We start from the raw sequence: 20641 nt of genomic DNA, 5'->3' as shown, positions 1-20641 counted from the left end.
CCGTCGATCGTTCCGGGCTCTGTAGAGCCGAGCCTACGCTCGGCTCACATCAACGCAGGTAGTCGCTCTGCGCCATCGCTTCACCCAGGTAATCCAGGAACGAGCTGATCCGTGCCGATACGGCCGTGTTGCGGTAGTAGACCGCATGGATCGGCTGGTACACATCCAGCGTCTGTGCGGCCAGCACCGGTACCAATGTGCCGGCCGCACGATCACGTTCGGTCACGAAGTCGGACAGGCAGGTGATGCCCACGCCTTCCACCGCCAGCGTGCGCAGCGTCTCGCCGCTGGACACCGCGATATCCGGGCGCACAAGCAGCTGCCCGTCGGCATCGCCCGGCAGCGGCCAGCGGTTCAGCGATTCCGGTTCGTTGAAGCTGAGCAGCGTGTGCTGGCCCAGCGCCGCCACGCTGGCCGGTTCCCCGTGCGCGGCCAGATAGCCCGGGCTGGCCAGCACCTGCAGCCGGCAGCGCCCCAGAGCCCGCGCATGCAGCGTGGAATCAGCCAACGGGCCGATGCGGATCGCCAGGTCGGTACGCCGTTCCAGCAGGTCGATGTAGCGCTCGGAACTGTTCAACTCCAGCTGCACGTCCGGATAGCGTGCGCGGTAGCCGGCCACCAATGGCGCAATCACGTGCAACACGAACGGCATCGCCGCATCCACCCGCAGCCGGCCAGCCGGGCGCTCGCGGCGCGCGGCCATCTGCTCCTCGGCCGATTCCACTGCATCGATGATCGCCCGCGCATGACGCAGGTAGGCCTCGCCCTCGGCGGTCAAGTGCAGGCGGCGGGTGGTACGGGTCAGCAGGGTCGTACCCAGCTTGTCCTCCAGCCGGCCCAGCGCGCGGCTCACGCCTGAAGGCGTCTGCCCCAGCTGCTCGGCGGCGGCGCTGATCGAACCGCTGTCGATCACCGCCAGGAAGGCTTGCATTTCGTCGAGGGTGGTTTTCATGACGCCATTATTGACCACCAGGCAAGAGTGATTGGCGTGAAGACCGGTTTTTCGGCAAAGGTCGGCCGCGCACACTGCGCCCCTTCCTTCGCTCTGGACACTGTCATGATCCGTGGCATTCCGCTCGCCCTATTGGCGCTGACCCTCGGCGCCTTCGCCATCGGCACCACCGAATTCGTCATCGTCGGCCTGATCCCGACCATCGCCGCCGACCTGCAGGTCAGCCTGCCGTCGGCCGGCCTGCTGGTCTCCCTGTATGCGCTCGGCGTGGCCGTCGGCGCACCGGTGCTGACCGCACTCACCGGCCGTGTGCCGCGCAAGACCCTGCTGGTCGCGCTGATGGTGCTGTTCACCCTCGGCAACGTCATCGCGTGGATGGCACCGGGTTACACCTCGCTGATCGTCGCCCGCATCCTCACCGGCCTGGCCCACGGGGTGTTCTTCTCCATCGGCTCGATCATCGCCACCGCCGTGGTGCCGAAGGAGAAGGCCGCCAGTGCCATCGCCATCATGTTCACCGGCCTGACCGTGGCGCTGGTGACCGGCGTACCGCTGGGTACCTTCATCGGCCAGCACCTGGGCTGGCGCGCCACGTTCCTGGCCGTGGCCGGGCTGGGCGTGATCGCGCTGCTGGGCGCCCTGCTGTTCGTGCCGCGCGGCCTGGCACAGAGCGCGCCGGCCACCTTCCGCCAGCAGCTGGGCGTGCTTGCGCAGCCGCGCCTGCTGATGGTCTACGCCATCACCGCACTCGGATACGGCGGCACCTTCCTGTCCTTCACCTACCTGACGCCGATCCTGCAGGACGTCACCGGCTTCTCGGCCAACGCGGTCAGCCTGGTGCTGCTGGTGTATGGCGTGTCGGTGGCGATCGGCAACCTGTGGGGCGGGCGCATGGCCGACCGCATGGGGCCGGTGCCCGCGCTGAAGCGCATCTTCGCGCTGCTGGCCGTGGTGCTGCTGGTGATGACCTTCACCGCCCACAACACCTGGTTGATGCTGCTGACCGTACTGGCACTGGGCGCGGTGGCATTCGGCAATGTCCCCGGCCTGCAGGTGTATGTGGTCAAGCAGGCACAGCGCTACGCACCGCAGGCCACCGATGTGGCCTCGGGCCTGAACATCGCCGCGTTCAACATCGGCATCGCGTTGGGTGCGTCGCTGGGCGGCCTGGTGGTCGAGCACATCGGCCTGATGCACACGCCGTGGCTGGGCGCGCTGGTGGTGGTCGGCGCGTATGGCCTGACCGTACTGAGTGGCCGCCTGGACCGTCGCGACGGCATCGATGATCGCGCCGACGGCATCACCGTTGCGGCGCATTGATGAGCGCAATGCACCGTTGCCGGCATGCACACGGCCCCTGCCCTACCCTTTGTGATCACCTCCTTCCCCCGCTTTGGAGTTCCCCATGACTGTCCCCGCTTTCGGCCTTGGCACCTTCCGCCTGAAAGACCAGACCGTGATCGACTCGGTGCGCAACGCACTGGACGTCGGCTACCGCGCCATCGACACCGCGCAGATCTACGGCAACGAAGCCGAGGTCGGCCAGGCCATCGCCGAGTCCGGCGTGCCGCGTGACGAGATCTACCTGACCACCAAGGTGTGGATCACCGAGTTCAAGCGCGATGCGCTGCTGGCAAGCCTGCGCACCAGCCTGGAAAAGCTGCGCACCGACCATGTCGACCTGGCGTTGATCCACTGGCCGTCGCCGAACGACAAGGTCGACACGCCGATGGAGGAGTACCTGACCGCGCTGGCTGAAGCCAAGGCACAGGGGCTGACCCGCGAGATTGGCATCTCCAACTTCACCATCGCCCAGACCCGCAAGGCGATTGAGATCCTCGGTGCCGATGCGATCGCCACCAACCAGGTCGAGATCCATCCGTACCTGCAGAACCGCCTGCTGGTGAAGTTCCTGCAGGACAACGGCATCCGCGTCACCGCGTACATGAGTCTGGCCTATGGCGAGGTGATCAAGGACCCGGTGATCCAGGCCATCGCCGGCCGCCACCAGGCCAGCCCGGCGCAGATCGCGCTGGCGTGGGCGCTGCAGCAGGACTACGCGGTCATTCCGTCGTCGACCAAGCGCGAGAACCTGGCCAGCAACCTGGAAGCGGCAGCGATCCGCCTGACCGAGGACGACATGGCGCAGATCGCCAAGCTGGACCGCGGCCATCGCCTGGCCAATCCGGAAGGGATTGCGCCGGCCTGGGATTGATCCCAGCGTCGGGCACGGGCAGGTTTTGGTAGATGCCGACCTTGGTCGGCACTTACCTCTCGTCGATCGATGAAACACCGTGCCGACCAAGGTCGGCACCTACCAGAAGCGTGGGTTCAGCCCTCGCCCTGCAACAGCCACGCCCGCATCGCCGCACTGACTTCATCCGGCTTTTCCATCGGCGCCAGATGCCCGCAATCGGGCACCACCACCAGCTGAGAGTGCGGCGCCAACGCGTGCATTTCCTCGCTCACCGCCAACGGCGTGATGCGGTCGTTCGCACCACAGACGATCAGCAGCGGATCGCGGTAGCTGGCCAATACGTCGTGGCCATCACGGCGCTCCAGCGCGCTCTGCCGCAGGAATACCTCCGCACCCAATCGCGCGGTCATGTCGCGTACGCGCTGCACCAGCACGTAGTCGTCCAGCCGCGAGGCATCGATGTAGCTGCGCATCAGCACATCGCCAAAGCCATGGAATTTCCCCGGCAGGCGCACGCTGGCGCGCTGGCTGCGGCGTTGTTCGGCACGTTCCGGGGAGTCGGCATGGATCGAGGTGTCGATCAGGGCCAGCTGCATCACGCGCTCCGGCGCGGTGCGCAGGATCTGCTGGGCGACGAAGCCACCCAGTGAGAAACCGGCAAGCGCGAATCGCGGGGGCGCCTGCGCCAGCACGTCCTCGACCACCGCCTGCAGGGTCTCGCCCCGGGTCTGGTCGCCCACGGTGCAGTCGGCGATATCGGCCAGGTCGGCCAGCTGCGCGCGCCAGAGTTCGGCATCGTTGAGCAGGCCGGGGAGAAGGAGCAGGGGAATACGGTCGGTCATGGCGGTATTGTGGCGCCTTCAAACCCACAAGACGACCAGACACCCATGGCCGATCCCTACAACAGCGGCACTCCCACCACCTCCGCAGCGCGCTTCGACGATTCGATGGTGACCACTGCCTTCGAGCTGCCCGGCTACCGCATCGCGCGCAACCTGGGCGTGGTGCGTGGCATCACCGTGCGCTCGCGCTCGATCGTCGGCAACTTCCTCGGCGGTATCCAGACGATCTTCGGCGGCAACATCACCATCTACACCGAGCTGTGCGAACAGGCGCGCGAGGAAACCTATCGCGACATGGTCAAGCACGCGCGGCAGCTGGGTGCCAACGCGGTCATCGGCATGCGCTACGACGCCACCGATGTGATGACCGGGCTGACCGAAGTGCTGTGCTATGGCACGGCGGTGGTGGTCGAGCCGCTGCGTTGAATCCGATGTTCCGCCGGGCATGGCCCGGCGCTACCGACAGGATAACGGTCACGCCACCGGCGGCACTTCGGGCACTTCCACCTGCTGCACCGGCAACGTCACCATCATCACCGTCGGATCGTCCGGATCCAGCCGGGTCTTGAAGCCCAGGCTCTGGCACATCGCCAGCATGGTGCTGTTCTCGCGCAGCACCTGGCCTTCCACCACGTCCAGGCCCAGCCATTTGGCGTACTCGATCATGATCGCCATCAGCCGCCAGCCGATGCCATGGCCCTTCAGGTCCGAACGGATCAGGATGCCGTACTCACCGCGGTGATAGTCCGCATCGGCATGCAGTCGCACCGCACCCAGCATCTCGCCGGTGCGCGGCTCAATAGCCACCAAGGCGATCGAGCGCGCGTAGTCCAGCTGGGTCAGGCGGGCGATGAACTCGTGGCTGAAGTGCTTGACCGACTGGAAGAAGCGCAGGCGCAGATCCTCATCGCTGACGCGGGCGAAGAACGCGCGGAACAACGCGTCATCTTCCGGCCGCACCGGGCGTACGAACGCGCGACCGCCGTCGGACAGTTCGATGGTGCGCTCCCATTCCTTCGGATACGGGAAGACGGCGAAGCGCGGATGGCCACGGCCCTTGTGCAGGATGCGCGACGGCGCAACCGCCACGCGCGCGTCCAGCGCCAGGATGCCCTTGCTGTCGACCAGCAGCGGGTTGATGTCCAGCGTGCGTACTTCGGGAATGTCTGCTGCCAGCTGCGCCAGCTTGACCAACGCCAGCGCCAGCGCGCGCTCGTCGGCCGCCGGCACATCGCCGTAGGCCTTGAGGATGCGTGAGGCCCGGGTCTGGCCGATCAGCTCGTGGGCCAAGCGCAGGTCCAGCGGCGGTAGTGCCAGTGCCTTGTCGTTGATCACTTCCACCGCCGTGCCACCACGACCGACCACGATCACCGGGCCGAACGTGGCGTCGTCGGCGATGCCGACGATGAGCTCGCGCGCCTTGGGGCGGACGATGGTCGGCTGCACCAGCAGACCGTCGATACGCGCGTCCGGTCGCAGCTGTCGCGCACGGGCAAGGATCGCCTTGGCCGCGCTCTGCACCGCAGGCAACGTCGCCAGGTTCAGGCGCACGCCATCCACTTCGGATTTGTGCGGAATATCAGGTGACAGGATCTTCAGTGCGACGGTCGCACCACGCTCCAGCAGCGGCTGCGCCAGGTCCATCGCCTCGTGTGCATCGCGTGCGTGCATCACCGGCGCAGAGGGGATGCCGTAGGCCTTCAGCAGTTCATGGGTGGCCAGTGGATCCAGCCAGCCTTGACCGTTGGCCAGCGCGGCCTCGACCAGCGCACGTGCACGTACGGTGTCCACGCTGAAGTCCTGCGGCAGGCTGGGCGGCGTTTCCATCAACGCGTTCTGCGCTTCGCGGTAACGCACCAGATGCTGGAAACCGCGCACGGCCTCGGCTTCGGTGGGATAGGTCGGCACGCGTGCTGCATTGAGGGTGGCGGTGGCCTGGTCGTCGTTGCCCAGCCACACAGCGAACACCGGCTTGTCACGGTGATGACGCGGGCGCAGGCCGAGCGTGCGGGTCAGCGCCTGCGCGGCGTCGGCCGAGGAGGTGAACGCCGTAGGCACGTTGACCACCAGCACCGCATCGTTCTCGTTATCGGCCAGCAGCGCCTCGATGGCTGTGGCATAGCGATCACCATCGGCGTCGACCACGATGTCGACCGGGTTGCTGCGCGACCAGCCCTGCGGCAGTACCGCATCGAGCTTCTGCACGGTGCTGTCGGACAGTTGCGCCAACGTGCCATGCAGGGCGATCAGCTGGTCCACCGCCAGGTGGCCGACGCCGCCGCCGTTGCTGAGGATGGCCAGGCGACGCCCGGGGAAGGTACCCAGGCGGCCCAGCGACTCGGCTGCGGTGAACAGTTCGTCCAGCGCACTCACCCGCAGCAGGCCGGCACGGTTGAATGCCGCGCCGTAGACATCATCGGCGCGCGCCAGTGCCTGCACGTGGGTATCGGCGCTGCCCGGCTGCACCCGTTCGGCACGCCCGGACTTCACCACCACCACCGGCTTGGCACGCGCAGCAGCACGTGCGGCCGACATGAACTTGCGGGCGTCCTTGATCTGCTCGACGTAGAGCAGGATGGCGCGCGTGCGGTAGTCGGTGGCGAAATAGTCCAGCAGGTCGCCGAAGTCCACGTCCATGGTGTCGCCCAGCGAAACCACGGCAGAGAATCCCACGGAGCGCGCCACGCCCCACTCCACCAGGGCGGCAGCGATCGCCGAGGATTCGGAGATCAGCGCGAGGTCGCCGGCCTGCGGGAAATGCGCGGCGATGCTGGCATTGAGCCGTGCATGCGGTGCGATCACGCCCAGGCAGTGCGGGCCGAGGATGCGCAGGCCATGCGCGCGCGCGGCGGCCTCCACCTGTGCCCACGGCGAACCCGGGCCCTCACCCAGATGCGCGGTGAGGATGATCGCAGCCTGCACGCCGCGTTCGGCGGCGGTGCGTACTACCTGCGGCACGATCGCCGCCGGCGCGGTGATCACCACCAGTTCCGGCACCCAGTCCAGGTCCTTCAACCGCTTCACCGTGCGGATGCCATCGATCTCGGCGTGGCGCGGATTGATCCATGCCACCTTGCCGGGGAAGCCGGTGCCACGCAGGTTGCGCATCACTGCGCGGCCGGCCGAGCGCTCACGCGGGCTGCCGCCGATCACCGCGACCGACTGCGGACGGAACACGGACTGCAGGTGGTAGGTACTCATGTGCCTACGTTACACGCACCTGCGCGGTGGCGGCATGATCGTGCGCAGGAACCTGGCATCGCATCCACGCATGGCGTGGATCTACTAGGGCTGCCAGGACCAGTAGATCCACGCCATGCGTGGATGACGCCCCCGTTACAGCAGGGTGCCGTGCAGGATGATCGCGGCGATGCTGAAATAGATCACCAGGCCGGTCACATCCACCAGGGTGGCGACGAACGGGGCCGAGGCGCTGGCCGGGTCGAAACCCAGCCGCTTGAGGATGAACGGCAGCATCGACCCGGACAGCGAACCGAAGGTAACGATGCCCACCAGCGCGGCGCCGATGGTGATCGCCAGCAGGATCCAGTGCTTGCCGTAGTCATGGAATCCACCGAGCTGCCAGATCACGATGCGTACGATGGCCAGGCAGCCGAGGATGGCGCCGAGCACCATGCCGGTGGGCACTTCGCGCAGGGCGACCTTCCACCAGTCGCGCAGGCGCAGCTCGCGCAGGGCCAGGCTGCGGATCAGCAGCGAGGTCGCCTGCGAACCGGAATTGCCACCCGAGCTCATGATCAACGGAATGAACAGCGTCAGCACCACCGCGCGCGCCAGTTCGTCCTCGTAGTGCTGCATCGCGCTGGCGGTCAGCATCTCGCCCACGAACAGCACGCTCAGCCAGCCGGCGCGCTTGCGCAGCATCTCGAAGAAGCTGATCTGCATGTACGGCTTGTCCAGCGCTTCCATGCCGCCGAACTTGTGCGCGTCTTCGGTGGACTCTTCGATCAGTGCATCGAGGATGTCATCGACGGTGACGATGCCGAGCATGTGCTGCTGCGCGTCCACCACCGGAATCGCCAGCAGATCGTGGCGGCGGATCAGTCGTGCCACGTCTTCCTGGTCCATCTGCGCATCCACCATCACCGGCGGATTGACCTGGGCCACGTCCAGGATCGATTCCTCCGGCAGGCCGGTGATCAGCCGGCGCATGGTCACCACCTGCTGCAGCCGCTGGCTGGCCGGGTCGAGGACGTAGATCGCATACACGGTCTCGCGCGTGCGCTCGACCTGGCGGATGTGCTGCAGGGTCTGGGCCACGGTCCAGGTGGCGGGCACGGCGACGAACTCGGTGGTCATCAGCGCACCGGCGGTGTTCGGCGGGTAGCTCAGCAGCTTCTGGATGGTCTGTCGGGCTTCGTTGCCCAGCAGCGGAATCAGGCGCGCACGTTCTTCTTCATCCAGCTCGTGGACGATGTCGGTGGCACGGTCGTCGGCCATCAGCCCCAGCAGCGCGGCGGCGCGTGCTGGTGGCAGCGCGGCAACCAGTTCGCCACTGCGGTGCAGCTCCGGCGCCTCCAGCATCTTCACTGCACGCGGCAACGACAGCGCGGCCAGCGTCTCGGCGGCGCGCTCCAGCTCGAGCGTATTGAGGAATTCCACCGCGTCGGCGGTGTTGTAGTTCGCCAGCGGTGCCGACAATGCTGCGGCATCGGCCACCGGACGCAGCAATTGCTTCTGGTTCATGGTGATTCGCCTTCATGGGGTGCGACATCGCGCAACGCCAACGCAGGCAAACCGTCCCGATGTCAGGCGGTGGCCATCGCTGGCGTCGACCGAGGTCGACTTCTACTGTCGCTGGACATGGGTTGGGAACTCCGCAAGGGTGTACTGACGGACATGCCGGCAGCGGCGGGCAGTCTGGACCTGCGGTCGGTGCAGGTCAACCCGCGGTCGGTGACCGGGCAAGCGGCCCACTGCCGTTCTCGTGCGTACACAGCCGCGCGCGCATAATGGCCAAGTGGCATCCGCCGCGCTTCCCCCCGCCGAACGGACGCACAGCCGGCCTCCCGATGACCAGGTATTCCCATGCATAGCGGTGGTCTGGAACTGGCATTGGTGCTGCTGCTGGCCGCGGTGATCGCGGTGCCGGTGTTCAAGAAGTTCGGCTTCGGCGCGGTGCTGGGCTACCTGGCGGCCGGCGTGGTGCTGGGGCCGGATGGCCTCGGCTTCGTACAGGACGCCGACCGCATCCTCGGCGCAGCCGAGATCGGCGTGGTCATGCTGCTGTTCGTGATCGGGCTGGAGCTGTCCCCTGCCCGGCTGAAGGTGATGCGGCGCTCGGTGTTTGGTGCGGGCGCGGCGCAGGTGGCGCTGTCCGGGCTGGTGCTGGGCGGCCTGCTGCTGCTCGATCACTTCCAGTGGAAGAGTGCGCTGGTGGTGGGCGTGGCGCTGGCGCTGTCGTCGACCGCGGTCGGCCTGCAGCTGCTGTCCGAGCACAAGGCGATCAACAGCGACCATGGCAGGCTGGGGTTTGCCATCCTGCTGTTCCAGGACCTGATCGCCATTCCGCTGCTGGCCGCGATTCCGCTGCTGGGCGGGGTCAAGAACGAGACGCTGCGCTGGGAAGATGCGGCCGTCGCGCTGGGCGCGCTGGCAGTGGTGATCCTGTTCGGGCGGCCGGTGCTGCGCCGCCTGTTCGGCATCATCGCGCGCACCCGCAGCCCGGAAGTGTTCACCGCCACCGCCTTGCTGGTGGTGCTGGGCACCGCCTGGTTCATGCAGGAGGCCGGCCTGAGCCCCAGCCTGGGAGCATTCCTGGCCGGCGTGCTGCTGTCCGATTCGGAATTCCGGCACGAGCTGGAATCGCAGATCGAGCCGTTCAAGGGATTGCTGCTGGGCCTGTTCTTCATCGCCGTGGGCATGGGCATCGACCTGGACCGCATCGCCGCCGAACCGTGGATGATCGCCGCGGGTGTGGCGATCCTGCTGGTGGTGAAGTTCAGCCTGCTGTACGCCATCGGCCGCATCGCCAAGCTCAGTTCCCGGCAGTCGCTGCTGCTGGGCAGCGTGTTGTGGCTGGGCGGCGAGTTCGCCTTCGTGGTGTTCAACGAAGCGCAGCGCGCGCACCTGCTGGGCAATGCCAACCATGACCGGCTGGTAGCGATCGTCGGCCTGTCGATGGCGATCACCCCGTTGCTGATGATCGCCCTGCTGCGCCTGCTCGGCCAGGAGAAGGCCGCGCCACGGCAGGCGGCGGAGGCCGACAAAGTGGCGCCGGACAATCGCCCGAAGGTGCTGATTGCCGGCATGGGCCGCTTCGGCCAGGTGATCGCGCGCCTGCTGACCGCGCAGAAGGTGCCGTTCGTGGCGCTGGAAGCGAACCCGGACACGGTGGCCGACCTGCGCCGCTTCGGCAACCAGTTGTACTACGGCGACCCGACCCGGCCGGAGATGCTGCGCGCCGCCGGTGGCGAGCACATCGACGTGTTCGTGATCACCGTGGACGACCCGGAAACCAACCTGCGCGCGGTGCGCATGGTGCGCCGCCTGTACCCGGACGCGACGGTGCTGGCACGCGCACGCAACCGCCAGCATGCGTGGCGGTTGATGGACATGTCGGCCGAGCCGTTCCGTGAAGTGTTCGGTACCAGCCTGGAAATGAGCGGGCGCGTGCTGACCGCGCTTGGCGTGGCCCCGAACGTCGCCGAGCGCCATGTGCAGCAGTTCCGCGAACACGACGAGAAACTGTTGCGCGACCAGTACCTGGTCTACGACGACGAGGCGGCGGTGATCCAGACCTCGCGCGATGCGCGCAACGACCTGATGCACCTGTTCGAAGCGGACGCGGAAAGCGAAGACAAGTAGATCCACGCCATGCGTGGATGCTTCTCTGTTTCGCCGCACGATCATCCACGCATGGCGTGGATCTACTGAAAGCATCCTGCCGACCAACGGTCGGCACCCATCCAATGGGGGCCGACCTTCAGCCGTTGTCGCGCAGGAACCTGGCCATCGACGATACGCCCGGCACGCGCGGCTCGAACTCGGCGGCGACGTCGATGAAGCCGCGCATCACCGCGATCTCGCGCGGGCTGCGGTTCAAGCCGTCGCGCGCTTCCGGATCGGCACCGGCGCGCAGCAGGCGCTGCACCAGCAGCGGCAACCCGTGCAGGGCGGCCAGGTGCAACGGGCCGAAGCCACGCGGGTCGCGCACATCCAGGCTCACGTCTTCATCCAGCAGGCGCTCGACAGCGGCCATCACCACCTGCTCATCGCAGGCGGTGCCCGGTTCGGCGCGCGCACCCATCAGCAGCAGCAACGGCGTAACCGCACCGGCGGCGGCCTGGTCCGGTTCTGCACCGGCCAGCAGCAGGGTGTCGAGCAGCGCCAGCAGGCGCGAACGATCGCGCGCACTGAAGCCATACAGGGCTGCGCAGTGCAGCGGCGCCAGCTGCTGGGCATCGCCGGCATGCACGTCGGCACCGGCAGTGAGCAGGCGCGCCACGATGTCCGGCAGCCCCAGTGCCGAGGCCAGCATCAGCACGGTGACCCCGCCTGGCAGGCGATGTTCGAGCTGCGCCCCGGCGTCGAGCAGGGCCGAGACGATCTCGACCTGGCGCATGCTGACCGCCGCCGACAACGGCGTCGCACCACTGGCAGCGGCATGCTGCGGATCAGCACCGCGCGACAGCAGCAGGTCGACCACGGCCAGATGGCCACCGCCGGCAGCACGCAGCAGCGCGGTGCAGCCCTGCGCATCGACGGCGTCGATGGCAAAGCCCAGATCATTCAAACGACGCACGGCATCGACGTCGCCGGCCATCGCGGCGGCCGGCAGATCGCCTTCGCGCAGAGTCCTGCGCGGAAGCGGCCAGACCCGCCAGTCCAGCCAGTCAGCCAGATCGCGACGACCGATCGACAGCGCCACGCCCAGCGGCGTCTGCCCATCGGCAGCACGCGCTTCGGGCGAGGCACCGTGCTGCACCAGCAGCTTCAGGGCACTTTCGCGCGCCAGTGCGGTGGCCAGATGCAGCGCGGTCATGCCATGGCTGTCGCGTGCTTCACGGTCCACGCCAGTGGTGAGCAGGGCCTGCTGCAGGCGCAGCCAACCCAGGCGCACCGCCAGTGACAGCGGCGGATCACCGGCCGGCGAGGCAGCAAACGGGTCGGCGCCACGCTCCAGCAGTTCCAGCGCCAGCTGTTCCAGGCCACGCGCCGCCTGGTCGTGCTGCGCACAGGCGGCCAGGAAACGCGCGAGGCCACCACGGCCAGCCGGCGACAGGCCATGCTGCAGCATCACCTGCAGGGCCGGCACGGCATCGATACCGCGCGACAGCAGCGCGAACATCGGTGTATCGGTACAGGCGTCACGCACGTACGGATCGGCACCATGGGCGAGCAGCCAGTCGACCGCACGCGGCTCCAGCGCCAGCTCCGGGTCGAGCAGCAGGCCACCCAATTCTTCCGGCTGGCACAACCTGGCCAGCGCGGCCATGCCATCGGTATTGCCGAACCCCAGCGCCTCGCGCAACAGGGTCAACGGCGGGCGATCGGGCAGCAGGCCGCTGGCACTGGCCGTCTCACCGCGCTCGGCCAGGCCATCGCTGACGGCGGCAGGCAACGGGTAAGACGGGTCCAGCAGAGCCACGATCGCCCAGCGACCGGCTTCGGCGGCGTAGTCCACCGCACGTCGACCGGCCGGATCGCTGCCGTCGGCGGCGATGCCCAGTTCCAGCAGGCGCTTGATCAACAGCGGCGAAACGTCCTCGGCCATCGTTGCCAGCAGCACCGCGTTGCGGCCATCGGTGTCGACAGCAACCAGGTCGGGCTTGTGCGGTAGCAGGTGCTCGACCACGGCGGCGCGGCCGGCACGTGCAGCTTCCAGCCACGGAGTACGGCCCAGTGCGTCGCGCGCTTCCAGGTTGGCACCGGCGGCAAGCAGCACGCCGATGATGTCCACGTGGCCGGCCAGTGCCGCTTCGTGCAGCGCGCTGCGGCGCTGGCGGTCACGCGCGTCGGCACGTGCCTTGTGCTTGAGCAGCAGCTGCACGCCGGCCGGATCATCGTCTTCGGTGGCGGCCGCAGCCAGCAGCACCGGGGTGCCGTCAGCCGGTTCGCTGCGGGCGCCGCGCTCCAGCAGGAAGCGCGCCAGGCGCCAGTTGCCGACCTGGCAGGCCACTGCCAGCGGCGACCAGCCATCACGGTTCAGTGCGTCGACTTCAGCCGCTGCATCGCGCAGCAGCGCGGCCACGCCCGGGTCGGAACTGCGGGCGGCATGGTGCAGGGGCGTATTGCCCTCACTGTCCGTGGCGCGCGAATCGGCACCATTGGCCAGCAGGGTCATCACCGCTTCCGGACGCCCATGCCAGCTGTCGCGGGTGGCGGCCAGCAGCGGGGTCATGCCGCGATGCGGCGCGTTCACATCGACGCCGCGGCCGATCAACTCACGCAGCAGGCGCAGGTCCGGCAGGACAGCGGCGAGCACCGCCAGGCTGCGCTGGTCGCGCCAGTTCGGGTCAGGCAGGGAATACGGATCGGCGCCGGCCTGCAGCAGCTGCAGCGCACGGTCGATGCGGCCGTGGCGTGCGGCTTCGTACAGGGCCGGGGTCAGCTCCTGCGGCGCCAGGGCTTCCAGCGGCGTGGTGTCCACGACCGCGCTGAACAGCGTTTCGCGATCGACCGGCAGTTCAGCGCCAAGCGGGCTGCGCAGCGAGACCAGCGGCGCCGGTGCAATGCGCTGCAGCAGCAGATGCAGCAGTGGCGACAGCAGCAGTACTGCCAGTGCCGACGGCCAACGTGCGCTTTCCGGTAGCAGGTCCGGCCAGGTCGGCAGTACCACCAGTGCCGCCAGGGCCATCACCAGTGCCGCCGCGCCAAGGCCACGCCAGGCGCTGAGGTCACGGCCGGCCAATGCCTGCCAATGCTGGACCAGGCCACCATCGAGACGCTCGACATCGTTCCACAGCGGCCAGGTGCGCCAGGCCGCCAGCAGGCCGGCGCTGACCAGCACGCTCAGGCCCAGCACCGCGGCCAGGCTGCCGCTGTCGCGCAGCGCAGCCAGTGGCCAGGCCAGCAGCAGGGCCAGCAGCAACGGCGCGGCGGTCCACAGCGCCAACAGTGCCGGCAGGTCCTGGCGGGCGATCACCTTGGGTGGCAGCAGCGCGCGGCTGCGCCGCCACCACGAAATCCCCAGCGCGAACGCCGGTTGGGCCAGGGCCGCCAGCACCGCGCCGGGCAGGCCACCCAGCGCAGAACCCAGCGCCAGCAAGGCACCGAGGGTGAAGGCCAGCGACAGGGCGCGGGATCGGGAAAGCTCAGTCATAGTGGCGCAGCATCATGCTGCTCACCGACGGTGGCACCTGTAGATAGAACCCGCGCTCGGTCAGTTCGCTGCGCACCTTGGCCGGATCGGCCTGGGCCAGCTGCCGCTGCGCGTCCAGGGTCACTTCCAGCACGAAGACGAGCGCACCCAACGACGCAGACAGCGGCGCAGGCAAAGCGCTGAAGTCATCGCGTCGGGCGAGATAGACGTAGGTGTCCGGCTTGAGTTGGCTTTTATAGACGTAGGCGTGCATGTCCACGGGACGATAACCCGGGAAGAGCCGTGATTGTGTCGGAAAGCCGACACCGGGGAAAGCCGTCACGCGACGATGGCGGCGTGATCGACGGCGTTTCCCCGGTGAGGTTCAGCAATGTGGCGAGGCCGTTCAGCCAGCGCCACCGTTCCGCCGCGCTTACTTGACCTTGGCGTAGGTGCCCTTCAAGGCCACGCCAGCGACGAAGGTGCCGGCCCAGCACTCGTAGTTGGTCGCGCTCTTGAACTCGTTCTTCTTGTAGTAGCTGACGATGTCGACCACGGCGTTGGCGCCGCGCGACTTGGCACCGTCCTGCAGCGCCAGCAGCGCCGACAGCGCGACCCAGTTGCAGGCCTCGACGTCGCTCTTGTTGGCGGCATTGGTCTTCTTGTTGGTCACGTCTTCGCCCAGGCGCTGCTGCACGCTGACCGGCTGGCCGGCCAGGTAGAAGCGCACGCTGCCGTCGATGCCGGCATCTTTGGCGGCCTGCGAACTGATCAGCTCGCGCAGGGACTGCTCGACGCGGGTATCGCGCGCCGAAGCGGTGGAAGTCAGGGCCAGCAGCGCGGTGGCAGTGGCGATCAGCAGGGTGCGGCGCATCGGAACGTCTCCTTGTTGAGGTGCGGGTACGGCGGGATCACGCGGTCCAGCGACGGAACACCAGCGAGGTGTTGATGCCGCCGAAGGCGAAGTTGTTGCTCATCACGTACTCGGCCTGCAGGTCGCGGCCTTGCCCGGTGATGAAGTCGAGCTGGCCGCAGCGCGGGTCCACCTCGACCAGGTTCAGGGTCGGCGCGAACCAGCCGGCGCGCATCATCTCGATGCTCATCCAGGCTTCGAACGCACCGCAACCGCCCAGCATGTGACCGACGTAGCTCTTCAACGAGCTGATCGGCACGCGGCTGCCGAACACCTGGGCGGTGGCCTGGGTCTCGGCGATGTCGCCGTGGTCGGTGGCGGTGCCGTGGGCATTCACGTAGTCGATCTGCGCAGGTTGCAGACCGGCGTCTTCCAGCGCCAGGCGCATGGCCTGGGCCATGGTGTCGGCGCTGGGCTGGGTGACGTGCTGGCCGTCGCTGTTGGTGCCGTAGCCCACGATCTCGGCAAGGATGGTCGCGCCGCGTGCCTGCGCGTGCTCCAGATCCTCCAGGATCAGCGTGCAGGCGCCCTCGCCCAGCACCAGGCCGTCACGGCCGGCATCGAACGGGCGCGGGGTGGTGTGCGGTGCATCGTTGCGCGTGCTGGTTGCGAACAGGGTGTCGAACACGGCCGCGGCGGTGGCGTCGAGCTGCTCGGCGCCACCGGCCACCATCACCGTCTGCTTGCCGCTGCGGATCGCTTCGTAGCCCGCGCCCACGCCCTGGCTGCCCGACGTACAGGCACTGGAGGTGGTGTAGACACGCCCGGACAAGCCGAAGAACACGCCGATGTTGACCGGCGCGGTGTGGCTCATCATCTTCAGGTAGGTGGTGGCGCTGATGCCGTCGGTGGTGAACTCATGCAGCATGCGACCGAATTCGCCGGTGGCCTCGTGGCTGCCCGACGATGAGCCGTAGGCCACGCCGGTGCGGCCACTGCGCAGCACCGGGTGCTCGAACAGGCCCGCCTCACGCAGGGCGACCTCGGTGGCGCGCACCGACATGATCGCGACCTTGCCCATCGAGCGGGTGGTCTTGCGGTTGTAGTTCGGCGGCAGCTCGTAGTCCTGCGCGGGCGCGGCCAGCTTGGTGTTCAGGCCCGCATACACATCCCATTCCGGCATCGAACGCACCGCGTTGCGGCAGCTGCGCAGATGGGCCTGGATGGTCGGCCAGTCGTGGCCGAGCGGACTGATGGCGGCGGCACCGGTGACCACCACGCGACGATCGGCAGCCATCAGATCATCCCTCCGTTGACCGAGATCACCTGGCGGGTGATGTACCCGGCCGGCTCGGACAGCAGGAACGCGACTGTGGCCGCCACTTCCTCGGGACGGCCGACGCGGCCGGCCGGGATCAGCTTCAATGCGTGTTCGACCACTTCTTCGTTGAGCATGTCGGTCTCGATCAGGCCCGGGGCCACGCAGTTGACGGTAATCTGGCGGCTGGCCAGCTCCAGCGCCAATGCCTTGCTGGCACCGATGATGCCGGCCTTGGCTGCACTGTAATTGACCTGGCCACGGTTGCCGGCCACGCCGGACACCGAGGACAGGGTGACGATGCGGCCCGGCTTGCGCCGCCGCACCATCGGCATGATCAGCGGATGCAGCACGTTGTAGAAGCCGTCCAGGTTGGTGTGGATCACCTGGTCCCAGTCGTCCTCTGACAATGCCGGGAAGGCGCCGTCACGGGCGATGCCGGCATTGCACACCACGCCGTAGTAGGCGCCATGTGCTTCCACGTCTGACTCCAGCGCGGCACGTGCGGCGGAACGATCGGCCACGTCGAAGGCCAGCACGCGGGCCTGCTGGCCCAGTGCCTGGATCTCGTCGGCCACTGCCTGTGCTTCCTCCACACGGCTGCGGCAATGCACCACCACGTCGAAGCCATCGCGCGCGATACGCAGCGCAATGGCCCGGCCGATGCCCCGGCTCGCGCCGGTCACCAGCACGCTTCGATTCCCTGTCATGCCTGTCCACTCTCCAGATAGGCCATCGAGTCGGCCGGTTCGAACACCGACACGTTGGCAACCGCCCATTCTTCTTCGCCTGCCAGGATGCGGCAGGCGAACATCCCTAATCCATTGTCGCCCAACAGTTCGCAACGCGCCTGTACCTGCAGGCGGGTGCCGCTGGGGAAGCTGCTGCGCGTGCTGGTGTAGCGCCGGCTGCCGAGCAGGAAGCCCAGCTGCGGCGGGTTGCCGGCCGTACGCGCACGGCAGCCGGCCCAGGCGGCGATGGCCTGGGCCATGTATTCGATGCCGACCCAGGCCGGGACCGCACCGTCTTCGATGAACAGGCCGGCCTCGGGCACCACCAGTTCCGCCTCGATGCCCTCCTGGTCCCAGCGCAGGATGCGGTCCAGCAGGCACATGTCCTGGCGGTGCGGCACCACCTCTTCGATGGCATACAGCGGCATGTTCATCGGCGCTCCAGTGCCAGCACGGCATTGCTGCCGCCGAAGGCGAACGAATTGCTCAGCACCCGCCGCGGCAGCTGCGGCAGGAAGGTCGCCGGGGCGACCAGCGGCAACGCCGGCAGCGCCGGATCGGCCACGCCGTCCCACCAGTGCGGCGGCAGCTGCTGCTGCGGGTTCTCGGCCAGCAGGATCCAGCACAGCGCCGCTTCGATCGCACCGGACGCACCCAGCGTGTGGCCGGTCAGTGGTTTGGTCGAACTGGCGGGCACATCGGTGCCCAGTACCTGCGCCACGGCGTGGCTTTCCATCGCGTCGTTGTGGCCGGTCGCCGTGCCATGCAGGTTCACATAATCCACTTCCGAAGCTGCCCAGCCAGCGCGCTGCAACGCCTGCTGCAGGGCATCGATGGCGCCCAGGCCCTGCGGGTCCGGTGCGGACATATGGTGCGCGTCGGCCGACTCACCCCAACCGGCCAGGCTGACCGGACCCGGCTCGCGGGTCAGCAGGAACAGCGCGGCGCCCTCGCCGATGTTGATCCCGCAGCGATGCTGCGAGAACGGGTTGCAGCGCACTGCGGAGACCGATTCGAGTGCGCTGAATCCGGCGACGGTGAACCGGCACAGGGAATCGGCACCACCGGCGATGACCGCATCGACAATGCCCGAACGCAGCATGCGCGCAGCCGACATCAACGCCTTGGCGCTGGACGAGCAGGCCGTGGACAGCGTCCAGGCCGGGCCCAGCGCACCGCTGCGCTCCCGCACGAACTGCGCGGCGGTGCCCATTTCCTGCTGTGCGTAGTCGAACCCTTCGGGCCAATGGCCATGTTCGGCGCGGGTACGCAGTGCCTGCTCGGATTCACCGATGCCCGAGGTACTGGTGCCCAGCACCACGGCCACGCGCTCGGCACCGTAGCGGCTGATGGCATCGGCAACGGCCGGCGCGATCTGCGCCAGGGCCACGTCCAGCAGCGCGTTGTTGCGGCCACGCAGGGACACCGGCAGTGCTTCCAGCGTCGGCAACGGGCTGTGCACTTCGCCCAGCGCCAGGGTGCGACCTGGCAGCAGGGTGGCGTTGTCGCTCAGCCCGCCGGGCACATCGGCAAACAGCGCAGCCGCCACCGCGGCGCGGCCGTCACCCAACGCGCAGACCACGCCGAGGTCGTTGAGGAAAATGGGCGCGCTCTTCATTGCTGGCCGGCCATGTCGATCGATTCGATGCGCAGGGTGTAGCCCTCGGCGCGGTTGTCCAGTTGCGCGCTGCCATCGGCCAGGCGCTGCAGCTGCAGCCACACGGTGCCGTCGCGCGACAGGCTGCGCTGGCGGCCGTCATCGATCACCTGCCAGCCGGCCGGCAGCGCGGCGGCAATGGCGTCGGTCGGCCACAGCGCGAACTGCAGGTCGTCCAGCACGCGTTCGGCGCGTACCTGCGGCGGCAGCCACGGTGCACGCTGCTGGGTCAGCTGCTGGCCATCCCACTGCAGGCGCACGCCGGTCTGGCCCATCGCCTGCACGGCCAGCCGCACCTGCTGCGCGTCAGCCTCCAGCAGCGCGTCCAGATCACGCTCGTGGCTGCCGAAGCGGAAGTGCAGCTGCTGCTGCAGGGCCAACGGCGCCGGCAGGCTGGACGGTGCCAGCCGCAACGGCGGCAGTTCGACCAGCGGCCGCGGCATGCGGCTGGCACAGGCGGCCAGCAGCAGGCACAGCAGGACCGCAGAGAGGCGGGCAATCAGGCGCTGCACAGTTCCTCCAGCACACGCATGCGGCGGCCACTGTCGTCGGCCACATACGGATTGTTGGTGTCCCAGGCGTAGCCGGCCAGGATGGAGCTGATCATGTCGCGCACCTGCGGCTGCTGGTCGGGGTGGTAGATGATCTTCTGGAAGCCGCCCTGGTACCAGCTTTCGACGAAGCGGCGGAAGGTTTTCACGCCGGCACGCAGCGGAATCGAGAAGTCGCTTTCCCAGTCAACGGTCTCACCCGCGTAGCGGCGCTTCAGGCATTCGCTGGCCAGCTGCGCGGATTTGAACGCGATGGTGACGCCGGAGGAGAACACCGGATCGAGGAACTCGCCGGCGTTGCCCAGCAGCGCATAGCCCGGGCCCCACAGCGAGCTGACGTTGGCCGAATAGCCGGTGATGCGGCGCACTGGCAGCACCGCCCATTCGGCGTTGGCCAGCAGCGAGGTCAGGTTCGGGTCCTCGCCGACGATGGCCTGCAGCTTCTGCAGATCGTCGCCTTCGTAGCGCTCGAAGAATGACGGCTCGGCAACCACGCCCAGCGAGCAGCAGCCGTTGGAGAACGGGATCGTCCAGTACCAGACGTCGATGTGCTCGGGATGGGTGGTGATCAGGATCTTGTTGCGGTCGAAATCCGCTTCGGCCGGGATGTTGTCGCGCACGTGGCAGAAGATCGCGCCACGCACCGGGAAGTTGGACGGCGATTCCAGGTCGAGCAGGCGCGGCAGCAGGCGTGCGAAGCCGGAGGCGTCGAGGATGAAATCGGCTTCGATGCGGTACTCGCTGCCATCCGGGCGGCGCACGTTCACCACCGGCTGTTCGCCCGGCTCGACCGCCAGCACTTCATCGCCGAAACGCAGGGTCGCACCCATGCGCTCGGCGCCACGCGCCAGCACGTTGTCGAAGTCGGCGCGCTGCACCTGGTAGGTGGTGCCCCAGCCCGGCGAGAACTTCTTCCTGAAATCGAACGCGGTACGCGCTTCCCCGTGCACGAAGGCCGCGCCGTTCTTGTACTGGAAGCCCGCCTCGACCACGTCCTGCAGCAGACCCGCTGCTTCGATGTATTCCATGCTCTGCGGCAGCAGGCTCTCACCGATGGAAAAGCGCGGGAACTGCTGGCGTTCCAGCATCAGCACCTTGCGGCCCTGCTGGCGCAGCATCGCCGCGGCCACCGAGCCGGCCGGGCCGGCGCCGATGATCAGGATTTCGGTACGTTCCACGTCTTCGTGGCTGGAAAAATCAGCGGCATCCACAGCAGTAGTCATCGGTGCGTCCTTGTTGCTCGATCAGGTGGAAAGGCGGAGGAATCGGAATGAAG

Annotated in this window: 17 protein-coding genes; 4 read left to right on the top strand and 13 right to left on the bottom strand. The window is 67.9% G+C overall.

The features are described 5' to 3' along the window. Positions 1-49: 49 nt before the first annotated feature. Complete coding sequence (locus DBR20_RS19235; RefSeq protein WP_108267740.1) at positions 50-952, bottom strand: LysR family transcriptional regulator; 903 nt, start codon at positions 950-952, stop codon at positions 50-52. Between the two features lie 105 nt (positions 953-1057). Between DBR20_RS19235 and DBR20_RS19230 the strand changes: the two genes are divergently transcribed. Then, complete coding sequence (locus tag DBR20_RS19230) at positions 1058-2272, top strand: MFS transporter (RefSeq protein WP_108267738.1); 1215 nt, start codon at positions 1058-1060, stop codon at positions 2270-2272. An 85-nt stretch (positions 2273-2357) separates the two neighbouring features. Continuing rightward, complete coding sequence (dkgB, locus tag DBR20_RS19225; RefSeq protein WP_099819865.1) at positions 2358-3167, top strand: 2,5-didehydrogluconate reductase DkgB; 810 nt, start codon at positions 2358-2360, stop codon at positions 3165-3167. A 116-nt stretch (positions 3168-3283) separates the two neighbouring features. On the opposite strand, the gene DBR20_RS19220 is transcribed toward dkgB, so the two are convergent. Next, positions 3284-3991: an alpha/beta hydrolase gene (locus DBR20_RS19220; RefSeq protein WP_108267736.1), complete on the bottom strand. Its 708-nt coding sequence runs from the start codon at positions 3989-3991 to the stop codon at positions 3284-3286. Between the two features lie 45 nt (positions 3992-4036). Between DBR20_RS19220 and DBR20_RS19215 the strand changes: the two genes are divergently transcribed. Continuing rightward, positions 4037-4417, top strand: coding sequence for a YbjQ family protein (locus DBR20_RS19215; RefSeq protein ID WP_089237720.1), 381 nt, complete (start codon positions 4037-4039; stop codon positions 4415-4417). A 48-nt stretch (positions 4418-4465) separates the two neighbouring features. Here the strand turns inward: DBR20_RS19215 and DBR20_RS19210 are convergent, their stop codons facing one another. Both DBR20_RS19210 and mgtE read right to left on the bottom strand, forming a co-directional pair. After that, positions 4466-7192 carry a bifunctional acetate--CoA ligase family protein/GNAT family N-acetyltransferase gene (locus DBR20_RS19210; RefSeq protein WP_108267734.1) on the bottom strand — a complete coding sequence of 909 codons (2727 nt, stop codon included), beginning with the start codon at positions 7190-7192 and terminating at the stop codon, positions 4466-4468. 135 nt (positions 7193-7327) lie between these two features. Continuing rightward, positions 7328-8698: a magnesium transporter gene (mgtE, locus tag DBR20_RS19205; protein WP_108267732.1), complete on the bottom strand. Its 1371-nt coding sequence runs from the start codon at positions 8696-8698 to the stop codon at positions 7328-7330. Between the two features lie 342 nt (positions 8699-9040). On the opposite strand from mgtE, the gene DBR20_RS19200 reads away from it, so the two are divergent. Beyond that, positions 9041-10819, top strand: a complete 1779-nt coding sequence (locus DBR20_RS19200) for a monovalent cation:proton antiporter-2 (CPA2) family protein (RefSeq protein ID WP_108267730.1) — start codon at positions 9041-9043, stop codon at positions 10817-10819. 118 nt (positions 10820-10937) lie between these two features. On the opposite strand, the gene DBR20_RS19195 is transcribed toward DBR20_RS19200, so the two are convergent. The 9 genes from DBR20_RS19195 to DBR20_RS19155 all read right to left on the bottom strand — a co-directional run bounded on the left by DBR20_RS19195 (position 10938) and on the right by DBR20_RS19155 (position 20588). Continuing rightward, on the bottom strand, positions 10938-14276 hold the full coding sequence (locus tag DBR20_RS19195; RefSeq protein ID WP_108267728.1) for an ankyrin repeat domain-containing protein: 3339 nt from the start codon (positions 14274-14276) through the stop codon (positions 10938-10940). Continuing rightward, positions 14269-14529, bottom strand: coding sequence for a YcgL domain-containing protein (locus tag DBR20_RS19190; RefSeq protein WP_100462022.1), 261 nt, complete (start codon positions 14527-14529; stop codon positions 14269-14271). Before DBR20_RS19190 ends, DBR20_RS19195 begins: the two co-directional genes overlap by 8 nt. A gap of 159 nt (positions 14530-14688) precedes the next feature. Next, the gene (locus tag DBR20_RS19185; protein WP_025877987.1) at positions 14689-15129 is read right to left on the bottom strand and encodes a hypothetical protein; all 441 of its coding nucleotides are present in this window, start codon (positions 15127-15129) and stop codon (positions 14689-14691) included. 37 nt (positions 15130-15166) lie between these two features. Continuing rightward, complete coding sequence (locus DBR20_RS19180) at positions 15167-16405, bottom strand: beta-ketoacyl-ACP synthase (protein ID WP_108267726.1); 1239 nt, start codon at positions 16403-16405, stop codon at positions 15167-15169. Then, entirely contained in the window at positions 16405-17136 is a 732-nt protein-coding gene (locus DBR20_RS19175; protein ID WP_108267724.1) for a 3-ketoacyl-ACP reductase FabG2, read from the bottom strand. The genes DBR20_RS19180 and DBR20_RS19175 overlap by 1 nt, the downstream gene beginning before the upstream one ends. Continuing rightward, a complete protein-coding gene (locus DBR20_RS19170) occupies positions 17133-17591 on the bottom strand; it encodes a hotdog family protein (RefSeq protein ID WP_108267722.1) in 459 nt (152 codons plus the stop codon). Before DBR20_RS19170 ends, DBR20_RS19175 begins: the two co-directional genes overlap by 4 nt. Further along, positions 17588-18775, bottom strand: coding sequence for a beta-ketoacyl-[acyl-carrier-protein] synthase family protein (locus DBR20_RS19165; RefSeq protein ID WP_108267720.1), 1188 nt, complete (start codon positions 18773-18775; stop codon positions 17588-17590). The genes DBR20_RS19170 and DBR20_RS19165 overlap by 4 nt, the downstream gene beginning before the upstream one ends. Beyond that, entirely contained in the window at positions 18772-19326 is a 555-nt protein-coding gene (locus DBR20_RS19160; RefSeq protein ID WP_108267718.1) for a DUF3261 domain-containing protein, read from the bottom strand. Before DBR20_RS19160 ends, DBR20_RS19165 begins: the two co-directional genes overlap by 4 nt. Continuing rightward, positions 19314-20588, bottom strand: coding sequence for an NAD(P)/FAD-dependent oxidoreductase (locus tag DBR20_RS19155; RefSeq protein WP_108267716.1), 1275 nt, complete (start codon positions 20586-20588; stop codon positions 19314-19316). The genes DBR20_RS19160 and DBR20_RS19155 overlap by 13 nt, the downstream gene beginning before the upstream one ends. Between the last annotated feature and the right edge of the window lie 53 nt (positions 20589-20641).

Origin of the sequence: Stenotrophomonas sp. HMWF023 (assembly GCF_003060985.1) — a bacterium.
Lineage (GTDB): Bacteria > Pseudomonadota > Gammaproteobacteria > Xanthomonadales > Xanthomonadaceae > Stenotrophomonas > Stenotrophomonas lactitubi.
Note: the sequence above shows the minus strand (reverse complement) of the source record. Positions and strands in the feature narration are given on the sequence as shown.